General features: G+C 48.8%; 10 protein-coding genes and 1 pseudogene. 5 read left to right on the top strand and 6 right to left on the bottom strand.

Translation table 11 applies throughout. The features are described 5' to 3' along the window. Positions 1-13 precede the first annotated feature (13 nt). The 4 genes from HALTITAN_RS02270 (at position 14) to HALTITAN_RS02255 (ending at position 5,092) form a co-directional block, all read left to right on the top strand. Complete coding sequence (locus HALTITAN_RS02270; RefSeq protein WP_009286121.1) at positions 14-1,066, top strand: substrate-binding domain-containing protein; 1,053 nt, start codon at positions 14-16, stop codon at positions 1,064-1,066. Positions 1,067-1,165: 99 nt separating this feature from the next. Beyond that, positions 1,166-2,161: a TAXI family TRAP transporter solute-binding subunit gene (locus HALTITAN_RS02265; RefSeq protein WP_009286120.1), complete on the top strand. Its 996-nt coding sequence runs from the start codon at positions 1,166-1,168 to the stop codon at positions 2,159-2,161. Positions 2,162-2,197: 36 nt separating this feature from the next. Then, the gene (locus HALTITAN_RS02260; RefSeq protein ID WP_009286119.1) at positions 2,198-4,111 is read left to right on the top strand and encodes a TRAP transporter permease; all 1,914 of its coding nucleotides are present in this window, start codon (positions 2,198-2,200) and stop codon (positions 4,109-4,111) included. An 84-nt stretch (positions 4,112-4,195) separates the two neighbouring features. Beyond that, positions 4,196-5,092, top strand: a complete 897-nt coding sequence (locus tag HALTITAN_RS02255) for a DMT family transporter (protein ID WP_009286118.1) — start codon at positions 4,196-4,198, stop codon at positions 5,090-5,092. A gap of 169 nt (positions 5,093-5,261) precedes the next feature. Here the strand turns inward: HALTITAN_RS02255 and HALTITAN_RS24655 are convergent. The 4 genes and pseudogenes from HALTITAN_RS24655 to HALTITAN_RS02230 form a co-directional block, all read right to left on the bottom strand. Beyond that, positions 5,262-6,309 (bottom strand): annotated as a pseudogene (locus tag HALTITAN_RS24655) (IS3 family transposase); the annotation flags it as partial. A 220-nt stretch (positions 6,310-6,529) separates the two neighbouring features. Further along, entirely contained in the window at positions 6,530-8,464 is a 1,935-nt protein-coding gene (locus HALTITAN_RS02240) for a TRAP transporter permease (RefSeq protein WP_009286117.1), read from the bottom strand. A 4-nt stretch (positions 8,465-8,468) separates the two neighbouring features. Continuing rightward, entirely contained in the window at positions 8,469-9,425 is a 957-nt protein-coding gene (locus tag HALTITAN_RS02235) for a TAXI family TRAP transporter solute-binding subunit (RefSeq protein ID WP_009286116.1), read from the bottom strand. A gap of 76 nt (positions 9,426-9,501) precedes the next feature. Further along, positions 9,502-10,248, bottom strand: coding sequence for a class II aldolase/adducin family protein (locus HALTITAN_RS02230; RefSeq protein WP_197671968.1), 747 nt, complete (start codon positions 10,246-10,248; stop codon positions 9,502-9,504). A 118-nt stretch (positions 10,249-10,366) separates the two neighbouring features. On the opposite strand from HALTITAN_RS02230, the gene HALTITAN_RS02225 reads away from it, so the two are divergent. Beyond that, on the top strand, positions 10,367-11,281 hold the full coding sequence (locus HALTITAN_RS02225) for a LysR family transcriptional regulator (RefSeq protein WP_009286115.1): 915 nt from the start codon (positions 10,367-10,369) through the stop codon (positions 11,279-11,281). On the opposite strand, the gene HALTITAN_RS02220 is transcribed toward HALTITAN_RS02225, so the two are convergent. Both HALTITAN_RS02220 and HALTITAN_RS02215 read right to left on the bottom strand, forming a co-directional pair. Continuing rightward, on the bottom strand, positions 11,278-13,020 hold the full coding sequence (locus HALTITAN_RS02220; RefSeq protein ID WP_039857533.1) for a thiamine pyrophosphate-binding protein: 1,743 nt from the start codon (positions 13,018-13,020) through the stop codon (positions 11,278-11,280). The genes HALTITAN_RS02225 and HALTITAN_RS02220 overlap by 4 nt on opposite strands. A gap of 9 nt (positions 13,021-13,029) precedes the next feature. Next, positions 13,030-14,487 carry an aldehyde dehydrogenase family protein gene (locus HALTITAN_RS02215; protein ID WP_009286114.1) on the bottom strand — a complete coding sequence of 486 codons (1,458 nt, stop codon included), beginning with the start codon at positions 14,485-14,487 and terminating at the stop codon, positions 13,030-13,032. Positions 14,488-14,634: the final 147 nt, after the last annotated feature.

The raw sequence follows: 14,634 nt of genomic DNA, 5'->3' as shown, positions 1-14,634 counted from the left end.
TACCCATGAGTGCATGAGCGCATCTTTTCATGGTGATGAGCATTCCATTTTAGATAACCACGCAGGAACCCTGATGAACAAGTTGGAACTTTCGGTTGCGATTGGCAATTATGATCGTGTGAGGCCATTGATCGATGGGGAGGTTCAGATCGATGGTGTGGACTCTATATATATGTTGCATGACCCCGAAGAAATTTTCTTTCGTGCTTTCCGTCATGCCGACTTTGATATCACAGAGCTTTCGCTAAGCAGTTACACTGTGAAAACAGCTGCAGGTGATTGCCCTTATATTGGAGTTCCCGTCTTTCCCTCACGTGCCTTTAGGCATACCTCCATTTATATACGGACCGATCGAGGAATCCAAACACCTACGGATCTTCGGGGCAAGCGTATTGGGGTGCCCGAATATCAGTTGACTGCCAATGTTTGGGCGCGCTTATTCCTCGAAGAGGATCATGGCATTCGTCCACAAGACATGACATGGCTGCGTGGTGGTTATGAGGAGCCAGGTCGGGTCGAGAAAATCAACCTCAATCTTCCCGAGGGTGTTCATGTAGAAAATATTCCCGAAGGAGAAACACTCTCGGGAATGCTGGCTTCCGGAGAGCTTGATGCCGTAATGGGCCCTCGTGCTCCTTCTTGTTTTATGCAGGGACATCCACATGTCAGTTACCTCTATAGTGATCCTCAACAAGCAGCCTCGGATTGGTACCAGCGAACTGGCATTTTTCCAATTATGCATTTACTAGGTATTCGGAAAACACTGGTGGATCGCCATCCATGGTTACCGTTCTCGGTTTACAAGGCTTTTGAGCAGTCAAAGGCTAAAGCACTTGCAAAACTTAGTGACACTTCGGCGACCAAGGTAACTCTCCCGTTTGTTGAAGACCAGCTGCTGGCGGCACGCCGCCTAATGGGTGAAGATTTTTGGTCCTACGGCTTTGCACCTAACCGAAACACATTGGAGCGCTTTTTAGTGCAACACCATGCGGAAGGATTATCTCAACGTCTCCTGAAACCCGAGGAGCTTTTCCACCCCGCAACACTGGAAAGTTTCAAAATATAATAGTGTTCGGTAGCAATAAGAGCACTCAACATCAAAGATACTTATAAAATAAACTAATCGTATTTTAACCAATAACAAAACTAGTAAAAAGGCTAAAAAATGAAAATTTCAATTAAAAAAACCGTGATTGCTATAGCCATTGTTGTTCCTAGCGTGATGAATGTCGCATCGGCTCAGGAATACAAACTCACCGTTGCTGGCGCCTCGCCAGGAGGATTATGGTCCCTGCTAGGTGCTGGTCTAGATAGCGCTTTAAAGGAGGAATATCCTGGATCAACAGTGACTTACCAAACATCAGGAGGTGGTATAGCGAATGTGGCAGTATTACAGCGTGGCGACGCTAACCTAGGACTTGTCGAGGATGCGGTTCTGCAGTTGGCTCGGGATGGAGAAGCTCCCTTCCGAGAGGCTGTTAATGATGACATTAGAGTGCTCTCTTATCTTTATACTTGGGCGCCGATGCAAGCCGTAATACGGAAGGAGTTTGCGGAGGAGCATGGCATAACTAGTTTCTCGGATATCGCTGATATTAAGCCGCCAATCACCATCGCCATCAATAAGCGAGGCAATATCGCGTCAGGTGTTGCCGAAGCTATGTTGGACTCTATAGGAGCAACCTCAGAAGAGGTCAAAAGCTGGGGTGGTAACATCATCTATGCCGCTTCTAGTGAGCAGTCAGGCTTAATCCAAGATCGACGCGTCGACATGTTATTAAATAGCTTATTTGTGGGGCAGAGTTCGATCATGCAAGCGGCCTCTAGTGTTGATTTGGATTTATTACCCCTTTCTGAGCAAACCATCCAAGAGGTTTCTGAAAATACAGGGACCAATCCTTTTACAATTCCTGCAGGTGCCTACGAATGGGAGCAGGAAGAAACACCCACCGTATCCATCAGCGCTACCTTAGCCGTGAATAGTTCCATGGATGATGAAATGGCTTATAACTTGACCAAAGCCTTCTATGAAAACTATGAAAAAATTGCCGGTGTTCACCCAGCTATGGAAAGTCTGACGCCAGAAGTCATGGCGGGTGTCGAAGTGGTTCCATACCATGATGGTGCTGAACGTTACCTCAAGGAAGTTGGCCTTCGCTAAGCGTTAAGGACAATATCAATACTGAGAGGTTTCTAGATGAATCACTTACTTCCGATTATAACAGGGACCGGCGCCAAGAGGTCGTTGACAGGCAAGCTAGGGAAGACTGTCCATGGAAGTGCAGCAATTGTGGCGCTTGGAGTTATTTACACTACGACGGTCGTGTATGTAGATCTTTATGCCATGATGGTTGTATTTCTATCTGCCATGCTGGCTTTGCTATTCCTTACTGTGAGCGCAGGACCAAATGGGCGAGTAGAACGTCCCAGCTTTGTAGACTGGTGCTTGGTAATAGCCAGTCTTGTTGTCGGTATCTATTTTTTGGCGGAAAATCAGCGGATTGTTGAGCGCATTACATTGCTGTATCCATTGGAAATGCCTGATTTGGTGGCAGCCAGCGTGCTTTTGGTGCTAACGATTGAGGCGACGCGTCGTACGGTCGGTTTTGGGCTGACTAGCGTTGTTCTGGCCTTTGTCTTTTACAATCTATGGGGGCACGGTCTACCCGGAACACTCGGTTTCAGGGAAGTTAGTTATAACCACTTCCTTGATATCATGATGTTTACGTCGGATGGATTGTTTGGAGTGCCCCTTCGAGTGGCTGCCACTTATGCCTTTCTTTTTGTAATGTTTGGTACCTTCCTTTCTAAAGCCGGAGGTGCTGAGTTTTTCTATAACCTAGCGTCCGCAGTGGCTGGCCGTAGAACGGGCGGCCCTGCTAAGATTGCCGTTATTTCCTCAGCGCTCTACGGTACCATGTCGGGAAGCCCAACCTCAGATGTTGTCACAACGGGTTCCGTCACTATCCCTATCATGCAACGCCTTGGCTACAGTAAAGCGCTTTCAGGTAGCGTAGAAGTAGCTGCTTCAACGGGCGGGAGCCTGTTGCCTCCAGTAATGGGTTCTGCAGCCTTCATCATGGCGGAGTATACGGGAATCGAATACCGCGATATCGCCATTGCAGGCATCATTCCTGCTTTACTCTATTTTTTGTGTGTTTACGCACAGGTGCATTTGCGCTCCCAGAAGCTTGGTCTGAGAGGATTAACGAAAGAAGAGACTCCGCCGTTAAAAGGTACTCTTAAGAACGGTGGCCTGTTCATACTTCCCTTGATTGCATTGTCATCTGCTTTGCTGATGGGCTATTCGCCCACTTATGTTGCAGCGGTATCAACTGTCGTAGTTCTGATGGTGTCTATGGTGCGTCGTTCAACACGAATGGGACCCATGGCAATATGGAATGCCTTGGCCGTAACTACGCTACGAATGGTATCCGTTGTTGCCGCTTGTGCAGCTGCTGGCTTGGTCATAGGGGGAATATCAATGACGGGGTTGGGCGGAAAATTTGCCGATCTTGTTTACTTGATGGCTGGCGATACCGCCTTTCTGGCCCTAATTATTTCCGCCGTGTTGGCCATTATCCTAGGGATGGGTATGCCAACACCCTCAGCTTTCATCCTGGCTGCTGTTCTGGTCGGGCCCACCTTGCTAGGACTTAATTTTAGTGTCCTTCAGACCAACATGTTCATCCTTTACTTCGCTGTGCTATCAGCTATGACGCCACCGGTCGCAGTAGCCGCGTTTGCCGCTTCGGCAATTGCGGATGCTAAGCCGCTGGAAATTGCCACCGGCGCGGTCAGATTAGCCATTACGGCTTTCATCGTTCCGTTTGCATTTGTATATGGCGAGGGACTTTTGATGGTAGGCGATCCTATCGAGATTATAGTTACCTGTGCTAGCGCAGTGATCGGTGTTTTGCTATTGAGCATCGCCGTGGAAGGGTACTGGCGAGGTCGAGTCAACGTGCTCCCAAGACTTGGTTTTGGAGTGGCAGGACTACTCTTTATTACACCAAACAGTTGGGCAGTTGCACTGGCTGTGATTATTGTCGCCATGGCAATTATCGGTACACCACATCTACGGTTACATAGCCAAAAATTGCCTGCATAAGGTAGATCACTTTTCTTCGTCATCTATGGAGGCAGAGTTATGGTAAAGACTCTGCCTCTATTCTTATTATAGCGGGAGAACATAGTGACAAGCTTGCAAGCAGTACCGATCTTGCTATCGCTTGCCTCTGCATTAATGTTTGCTGTCACATTTGTTCTCGTCAAAATAACTGGGCAAAACGTATCATCTCTTGCTGCTCTTTGTGTAACTCTCACTACTAATGTGGTAACTCTTTGGGGCTGGAGCTTGCTTAGTGCGCAGGAGAGTATTTCGATTTCGATTGAATGGGGCTACTTTGCAATAGCTGGTATTTTCGCACCTTTGATGGGGCGTTTTTTTCAGTTCCAAGGCATGGCTAAATTGGGCGCAAATATTACTACACCACTAACCTTGACTCACCCAGTTGTTACTGTACTTTTCGCGGTTATATTTCTAGGTGAAACCCTTAGAATTGAGATAATTGTCGGTGTATTAATGGTTTTGTTTGGAAGCTTACTTCTTGGTGCACAGAACGGAAACCATCCCAAGAATGTTTCTGAAGTCTCGAAAAAGTATTTACTATTTCCGTTAGCTGCTTCGTTTACTTATGGCGTTTCAGTGGTTTTCAGGAAAGCAGGTATTGATATCGGCACCGATGCAGTAACTGCCGCTGCAGTCACTACTACATCCTCCTGGCTCGTTTTGAGTATATACCTTGTGGCATTCAGACCTGCGCATGCGTTGATTCTTTGCCATACTGAGTTTGTAACACTTGTGATTGCCGGTATTTTCTCGAGTATTGGCCCCGTATTGCTTTATATGGCACTGCAGAAAGGTCATATTGCGATTATTGCGCCATTAGCAGCGACCACGCCATTCTTTGTACTACTTATTACTTTTTTGTTTATGCGTGATAATGAAACTTTCAGCGTGTGGATTATAATCGGAACTTTGTTTACTGTTTTAGGTTCAAGTTTTATGGCATATATTGGAATGTCTTGAAGTAATTTTAAAATACATCAAAAATAGTTGCTTATGCATAAGCCGGACGCTGAAAAGCTCAGCTCGAACTTAACGAAAAGTGTTTCATTTGCATTAATGAGATGTTAGAGCTGGTTATATAACTGACTGTCCCCTGGATTAGCACCACTCTCTCATGTGTCTCCACATATGCCGTTCGTTGAGCAAACTCAACGAACGGCAGGTAATTGAGTGAGCTGTGGGGGGGGGGGCGAACGTGATTGTAGTGGTCTCGCCCCGCATCAATTTCCGCTCTCGCCTCATTCATTGTTCTAAACCAGTGGCGGTTCAGGGATTTGTTTCGGAACTTACTGTTCAAGCTTTTCACCGAGGCATTCTGAGTAGGCTTGCCCGGCTAAATAAAGCCTAGTGTCACCGCCGTTTCTTTACTCCAGAAGAACATCGCTTTGCTCGTAAACTCTGTAATATAATCGCAAATAATTCTGTGAAGTTTACTTCTTGCTTCGCAAAGCTGCCCCATAAACTGAGCCACCTGACGTCCGTTAATCGATTCGGATACTAACTGGCCTACCATCTCCCGTGAAAAGTCGTCCACCACATTCAGCTCCCGAAGGCGCTAGCTGATCGGACACGAAGTCCATCGACCTACGCTCATTGGCCCTCGTTGGCACATTCAGCGGCTGCCGTGGCCGGTGGAGCTTCTGGCGCCGTTTGGTACGTACCTGCAGGCCTTCTTCGGTATAAATCCGATACGATCGCTTTCGGTTAGTGACCAGGCCTTCAGCTATTAACAGCGCATATAATAGCAGATAGCCATAGGCAGATTTCTGAGCGGCAAGCCCTTTAAGACGCGCTCTTAAGGCACCGTCTTGTTTATCCTACGCTTGATACCGATACGCTGTTCGAGGAGAAATGCCTACAAGTTGGCAGGCGGAACGCTCGTTAAACTGGTGATCATAAACCAGATGCCGAGCAGCCGCTTTTTGGGCTGTAGGCGTTACCACTTTTTTGACAGCACATCCTTCATGGCCTCGACTTCCAGGAGCTTGTCAGCCAGAAGCTTTTTGAGCCTATTGTTCTCTGTTTCAAGCTCCCGCAAGCGCTTCGCTTCATTCACTTCAAGGCCAGTGTACTTACTACGCCAGTTATAGAAGGTGCCGCTGGAAATACCCAGCTTGAGGCAGACAGAGGACGTCCACTTTGGCGCCTGCCTCATATTCCAGGATGGCGCCAATGATCTGATCTTCGGTATAGTGTGTCCCTTACATGTTGAGATCTCCGTCAAATAAGGGTTAGCGTGAAATCTCCTTATGTTCATAGCGATAGTTTTGGGAGACAGGTCACCCCTAAAAACGATTTTCCAAGTATGAATTAATTATTTGAGCTTCAACCCCCTTTATAGACCATCACCGCAACTTGAGTCACGAAAATTAATTGTCACTATAATTAAGGGCAAAACTAAGCTAGGGGAAGGACAGACGTTTTTTTACACAAATATTTATAAGCTATGCAAAAGCCAAAAACAGCTAAGCCTATAATATCGGTATAGAATCCACCAGAAAAAAGATCCGCTGGAATGAGTAGGAAAAGCCCTCCAAAAAGTAGTAAACAGCGAAACCATGTGCTCACTATACCGTTCATGTATCCAACGATTCCCGCCGTAACCATGTATATGCCTAATATTGCCGATCCTAACGCCAAAACTACCTCTATAAGACTGCCCTCTAATATAAGAGATGGGGCAAATAGAAATAGAAACGGTACGACATAGGCTGGCCAGGCCAGGCGCATTGCAGCAATACTCGTACTCCACGCTCCAGCACCAGCAATGTTAGCGGCCGCGAATGAAGCGAGGGCCACGGGTGGAGTCACCATAGAAAGAAGACCGAAGTAAAAGACGAAAAGGTGTGCCGAAATCACAGGTATACCGACCTCAACAAGTGCTGGCGCCACTAGCGTTGCGAGTAAGATATATACCCCTACAGTGGGCATTCCCATACCTAGCACAATACTAATTAGCGCGGTAATGAGAGCTAGCAGGAAAACATTCTCTCCACTTGCGTTGATAATATGAAGCGTGAGATTAAAGGCAAGGCCTGAAATATTGAGTACACCAATGATTAAACCAGCTGCAGCACAAACAATAACGAGCCCACACGCGGCTCCCCCTGCTGAAGACACAACCGGCCAAATATCACTAAGCGCAATGCGGCGTCCACGATACCCAAAAATTAAGCTTACAATTAACAGGGTGAGCACCGCCAAAACGGCCGCTCGTTCGGGGCGCATATTTAAAGCAAACAGTGCATAAAAGAGGATTAAAAAAGGAATTAGAAAATGCCAGCCTTGTTTTAACGAATGCCAGCCTGAGGGGATCTGGGAGGCTTCGACCGAGCGAATATTGCGCTTGGCGGCATAAAGATCAACGTTGATAAAAATGGCAAGGTAGTACAGCAGTGCAGAAGGCAGCGCTGCCATCATGACCGTTGAGTAGTCGACACCTATGAAGTCTGCCATGATAAATGCAGCCGCCCCCATTACAGGAGGTACTAGTTGGCCACCTGTAGAAGCCACTGCCTCTACCGAGGCTGCATAAGAAGGGGTGAAGCCTGCCCTTTTCATCATTGGGATCGTAACAACGCCAGTGCCAACCACGTTACCCACGGCACTGCCCGATATTGAGCCGAAGAGCCCCGAGGCGGTGACGGCAACTTTGGCTGGCCCCCCTCGAAATCGCCCCATGCCCGCTAAAGCGATGTCATTGAAAAAATCAGCTGCCCCGCAACGCGCCAGGAGCTGGCCGAAAAGCAAAAAAGGAATGACGATTATCACTGCGACTTTTAGTGCAGTCCCAAGCATCCCATTTGCATCGATCGCGAGATAGACCACCAGTTCCGATAACGTTGTCTCCCTGCTCTGAAGCTCCCCTGGGACGAGATGTCCAAATAGCCCGTAGGCTAGAAATATCAGAACAACCGATAGGATGCCAATACCGGCAGAGCTTGGCAGGTTAAATATAAGTGCGCTGAACAGGACTACGCTAGTCGCAATAAGCCAGCCCGGAAGATAGGGAGCCTCCATCGATATCATTGGATAGTAGAGGGAGACATACAGCCCAACACAAAATGTTAAAGCCGCACAGACAAAATCGGTTATTTTAAGAAGTCTTTTTTGAGAGTGCTCCGCCATGATCAAAAAACCAGCAGAGAGAGCAAGTGTTAGAACTAAGGCCAAGAGCTGTACATCGTAAACTGAAATGTTCAGCAGTTGATGCATGTTGCCGGCATAAGCGACCGGCAGCAGTACCATTAGTCCTCCTGCGAGCCTCTTCAACTGCTTGATCACACTAGTAGACATGTCAGGAACCATGGTGTCATCTTTGGACTCTAGCATGACGTTACTCCATCATCCCTACTTCATTATAAAAGCTAATCGCACCTGGGTGATAGCTTAACCCATTGAATTCAGGCGCCATTCTTTCAGGATCAAATTCCGCAAAGGTTCTGAGAATTCCACGCACTTTTTCAGGATTATCATGTAAAAGCTTCACAATTTCATAAACAGTTTCTTCAGGAACATGTGTTCCCGCCGTTAGCACGTAGTCGTAACCCATCATTGGTGTAGGCTCATCCACGCCTACACTGTCACTGCCCGGTTCGACCGTCTTAATATAAGAGGTGGGTACGAATTCCTGCATCGCTGCTTCGGCCTCGGGTGTATCGTTGACCGCAAGCCAGCGGATGCCTAGGGAAGCATCTGCCTCGCGTGTTTTACCCCCTTGTAATGCGAAGAAAGCTACATCTACGTTGCCCGTAATAAAGTCATCGACGCCATTTGGCACAGAAGGAACCATGTGCGCTTCCATATCATCAATAGACAGCCCCCCAGCAGCGAGAATGCCATCGACCTGAAATTTTAAGGTCGGCTGAGCTGTGTACCCATAGGTGATACTCGTGCCTTCAATATCGGAGACTTTGTAATAATCTGAATCTTCACGCACCATGAAGCCATAAGCTGAGGAGCTCAGCGAGGCAACAACTCGAAGGTTTTCCAGGGGCCTACCCTCGAATGGCTCCTGTCCCTGTACAGCAGCCGAAATATCGGGACTTGGTATTAATTGCAGGTCTAGACGCCCTGTATCAATCATTGGCATCGACTGTCCCGTTCCGCCATAGGCCTGAACACGCACATCTATACCCGCTTCATCAGATAGAAACTTCGCCATACCGGCATTGACGGCGTAGTTTTGTGAGCCTTGAGTTCCTGCGCCAATACCAAGCGACTGTGCGTTTGCACCGTTAGCCATAAAGAGTGTTGTACCGAGGAAAATTGCGCCCAGCATTGTTTTTTTCATGGTAATACTCCGTTGTTAATTTTATTTTTATCGATGATAAATAGCTTGTTTTTGTTGGGGTCAATCGCTTCCGTGCTTATATTCCACTATATCCAGCACGTGCCACCCAATAATCCCACGCACGTGCTAATGGCATAGGACTTAGGAGCATGGCGCTGGTTTTTTCTATCTCTCCGTCGGTCAAGTAGCTCAGTTCTCCGATCTGTAACGTGTCATGAATGAGCTTGGCATTATCCTTCAATCCTATAGAGACCATGCAAACCGCCTTAAGATTGTCAGCAGCACAGACACACCCATGCCCACGCAATAGAGCAACACGGCTTTCACCAAGTACCTTAGAAAGCGAGTGGCCCATCTCCATTGAATCTACAAGCATATTGGTATCGCCGAATTCGTCTTGGCTGTCCCAAGTTTCTATTGTTGAGCCTATTACGGCTGACATATGAAAGATCGGACGCAATGAAATGGCGTTCATGGTAAACGGCAGGATTGAGCGCGCATGATGATGCGTGACCGCGTTCACGTCGGGTCGATCCTTATAAATTGCGCCATGAATATGTCGCTCAGCATAAGGCCGACGATGGTCACTGCCGACCAACTCGCCATCCAACGTAAACTCCATGATATCGCCACGGGTCACTACCTCGGGACTGCGCGAGCGCGATAAGAAATAGCGATCAGGGTTCAGTGGGTTTCGTACGCTCACATGCCCAAAGTCATCTATTACGTCTTCACGAGCAAGAATGCGATTGGCAATGACTAGGTTGGTAATTGTCGTCTCAAGGATATCGTGCTCGAAACGTACGCTCATATTTTCAGACATTTGTTGGCTACTCCGCCGGAAGGGATTGGGAATGACTTCCTTCAGACTAGTTGTGTATTGTCACTTGAACTAATATATATTTATATGCTTCTTTATACTCTTAAAGGTATAGATTACTATGCGATCCTTTGTCTCCCAGCTCTCCATTCATAAGCTCGAGGTCTTTTGCATGGTCGCCGAGCTGAAGAGCATTTCTCGTGCTGCAGAGCGCCTTAACATTGCTCAGCCTGTCGTCTCAGCACATCTTAAATCGCTTGCGGACAAATTAGGGGTATCACTAACTGAACGAAGTGGACGTCGAATAGCATTAACCGAAGAAGGGGAACGTGTTTATCAATGGGCTCACGATGTTGTCATTCGCACTCATGAGCTTGAACGTGAAATAGCTGATACTCAGCGTGGACTGGCAGGGAAGGCTAAGGTGGGTGCTTCGATGACTCTGGGCTCTTACGTTCTGCCTAGTATTATCGCATCGATAAGGCAGCGTTATCCCCAAGGGGAAATATCAGTACAAGTAACTACCCCAATATTAGCGACGGATGCGGTGCTGCAAGGTGAATGCGACTTTGCTTTTACTATTCTAGACCCACGTCATGAAATCGCAGGTTTGGAAGTGCAGCGTGTGCGGGATGAGCAGTTAATCCTCGTTGCTTCTAATAATTCGGGGCTCAAGACAAAAAGCGTATCGCTTGAGGAGCTTGCTGAACTGCCTTTCGTCACTGCTCAGTTACGCACTCCTCGTCGCGAGATCGAGGAGCACTTGTTAATGGAATTTGGCGTGTCGCGCAACCAAATTGTAATGGAATTTGGACATGCCGAAGCAATTAAACAGGCAGTACGCGCCGGTGCAGGGGTTGCCTTCTTGTTCCAATCTTCGGTCAACGACGAACTTGCCTCGGGACTACTAAGAAGGCTCGATACATCAGGTATGGAATTACGTGTTCCGGTTTATCTGGTGCGTAGGAAACACAAGAAATTGGCCAAATTCCAGTCCATGATGCTGGATGAAATAACCCAAGCGCTAAGCAATTAGCCTGGCGATCTCATCGCATTTTCCATCGAAGGTGCGTACCCCTTAGCGGCCTCAATCTCAACTACCGCTACACCGCCACTATCAAACACATCCAGAGCACCAATCATAGCTTTTTTCACTTCATCAGGTGAGTTTAACAGACCATAACTTACCGCCCCGAAGCCTTGAGCTATGGAACTGACATCAATATCTGGCCCGTTCATAACGATGCCAACATGCTTGTTTTCGACTGGGCGATTCCGCTCTCTAGCAACCGACTCCTGGTGTACTTCATCGTTGTAGAATGAATGGTTATTCACGACGACAATCAGCAAGGGGATGCTCTGGTTTACCGCAGTCCAAATAGCTGAAGCATTCATCAGAAAGTCTCCATCGCCCAGTACTGCCAGCGCGAGGAGCTTAGACTTCTCGTCACGTAGCGCTAAGGCTGCACCCACCGCCATACCGGGGCCAGATCCTATGCCGCCGCCTCCATCATAGCCCAGCGAGCCATAAGGATTGTCCACGGGCCAATCCGCACCTGTCCAACTGAGCGGGGCGCGGATTAGGCATGCAGAGCGCTTACCAAGAGCGCTGCGCACTATTGCCGCTATATCTTGCGGAGTCATCGGTCCGTTCGCGATTTCTGCTGGTATGGGAAGCACAGGAACTGGATCTGGATCTCTTGCCTCTAGTGCTTCTACTAGTGCGGCTACTACTTGGTCAGGCTCATTAAGGAAGGCTACATCGGCCGGAGCGGGCGCCCCTCCATCCTTCACCCAGCCGCGATGGTTATGAACATCCAGCGTCGCTGAGATGATTTTCGCTGGAACCGGACGATCTCCAAAAACTGAACGCAGTGTGCCTCCGAAGTCCAGCCAGTCGAAATTGACTATAACGTCAGCTTCGGCGATGGCGGTTTTAGCTTGAGTGTCTGGAAAGTAACCTGCGCGTCCTACATTCGCGACATGAGTGCTGGGAAATGTCGCGCCGGTCTTAAAGTCAGTCACTACTTGCGCTCCCAGGCGCTCTATTAACGCAATGCGCAGCTTCCAATCCGTTGCAGAGCGCGACATACGGCCCATTAGAACGACAACTTTTTCTGCACCTGACAACAGCTTCGCTGCTACCGTTACTAAGTCGGGCGCGGGGGCGCCGGCCCTCGGTGCTCCTCGGCGGGCTATATCTATGTCAGGTAGCGGAGCATCTAGAGCCTTCTCTTGAAGTGCTGAATCGATATTTATATAGACTGGGCCGCGTGGCGCGGTTCCCGCATGAGAAACCCCTTCGACCAACGCGTGAAGAGTGGCCGTGACACCGCCAGGTTGATCGTCCCACTTTACAAAGTCTCGAATCAGTGAGCCTTGGTCTTGTGAGGTATGGATCCAGTCTATCCAGGAGCGTCTATGTGTGGCATCAACCGGCCCTGTAGCTCCAAGAACCAACATTGGCACCCGGTCGCACCATGCGTTATAAATGCCCATAGAACCATGCATTAAGCCCACATTAGAATGTAGTGCTACGCCCATGGCGCGCCCAGTTACTTTGGCATAGCCATGCGCAATGGCAACCGCCGCCTCTTCATGTACGCATAGCAACAGTTGAGGGTCATTGTGGGTGAAGTTTACTAAACTATCGTGAAGCCCTCGATAACTCGCTCCGGGATTGAGAGCGATATAACGAAGATCCAGTTCATTTAATGTTTTGGCGATCGCATCCGAGCCCCAGCAGGGGGTATTGTTTTGGGTCTTATGGCTCATGATTTCCTCTCAAGACAGCATGATGTTAATAGTTTTTGATTCGGTGTAGCTAAGCAGCTCTTCACGACCTTCCTCGCGGCCCACGCCGCTTGACTTCATCCCGCCAAAAGGTACTCCCAGGAAGTGCATGCTTGAGCCGTTGATCCATATATGCCCCGACCGGATCTGCTTCGCCATCTTCAGAGCTGCGTTAATGTCATGCGTCCAAACGGCAGCGGTTAAGCCGTATTCTGTGCTATTAGCCATAGCTACTGCTTCATCAAAGTCTTTCCAGCGTCCAATCGCCATAACAGGCCCAAATACTTCCTGTTGCCATAAGCGCATGTCGGGCGACACATCAGCGTAGACTGTTGGCGCTACCCAGAACCCCTTAAGAAACTGTTTCCCTTCGGGCCGCGCGCCCCCTAGCATTCGACGCGCGCCATCAGCATCGGCATTGCCGCAATGAGCCAGGATACGCTGCATGTGCAGTTCAGAATTGACCGGTCCCACATCGGTTGCGTCACTCAAGGGGTCGCCAATGCGCAACGCGGCGACACGCTCAACAACCGCATTAAGTACGTGATCGTAGATATCTTCATGCACTAGCAAACGACTGAGCGAACCACAGGATTGGCCCTGCCATGAAAAGTTCATCCCAAACACGGCGGCGTCAGCGATCTTTTCAGGGTCGCAATCGGGGAACACGATCATCGGATTCTTGCCGCCCAGTTCCAGCGTTATATGCTTGACCCCGACTTCGGCCGCCGATCTTTGGATAGCCCGTCCGGTTTCGGGCGAACCGATGAAAGCGATCCGCTTGATCCCTGGGTGTCGAACGATTGCGTTTCCAACAACGTCACCTTCACCAGTTACGATATTAAACACACCCGGAGGTAAGGTATCGCGAGCGATCTCGGCGAGTACCATCGACGATAGTGGAGATGTTTCAGGGGGTTTTACGATCACGGCATTACCTGCCGCCAGCGCCGCGGCGGTACGTGCGACGGCGAACATGATCGGGTGGTTAAAAGGTGCAATTCGCGCCACTACCCCATAGGGTTCATGCAGCGTCAGGTGTAGATTCTGAGATGTCGCCGGAATGGTGTCGCCCCGCAGATCGGGGCCAAGTCCGGCGTAGTAGCGCAAACTCTCCACGGCGGTTGGCACGTCGATCATTCGCATTGGCCGAATCGTGTTTCCAGTATCGCTGACCTCGATTCGCAGTATTTCATCCGCACGGGCAGCAATAGCGTCAGCGAATCGGTTCATAGCTGCGGCCCGTTCCATCGGTGTTAACGCCGCCCAGGCGGGCCAAGCTTTTTCTGCAGCTTGTACCGCTCGATCCACATCTTCTGACGAACCTGCTGGTACACGACCAATAGGCTCTTCCGTTGCGGGATTTATAGATGTCGACCATTTGCCAGTAACGCTTTCAACCAGTTCACCACCGATCAGCATTCGCTCTGCTTCGCAGACACGTTCCATTTTGTTCTCCTTATTCGGATCTCAAGAAGTAAACAGTAATGAAGGCATCGGCAGCCTTCGGTCAAATATATAAACGATGCGACATCTATAGCTGATTAGATATATTTGGATTCTTTTTAACCATGTGGGCTATGAAAAATTTCTTAG

The sequence above is a fragment of the Vreelandella titanicae BH1 genome, from assembly GCF_000336575.1.
GTDB lineage: Bacteria > Pseudomonadota > Gammaproteobacteria > Pseudomonadales > Halomonadaceae > Vreelandella > Vreelandella titanicae.
Note: the sequence above shows the minus strand (reverse complement) of the source record. Positions and strands in the feature narration are given on the sequence as shown.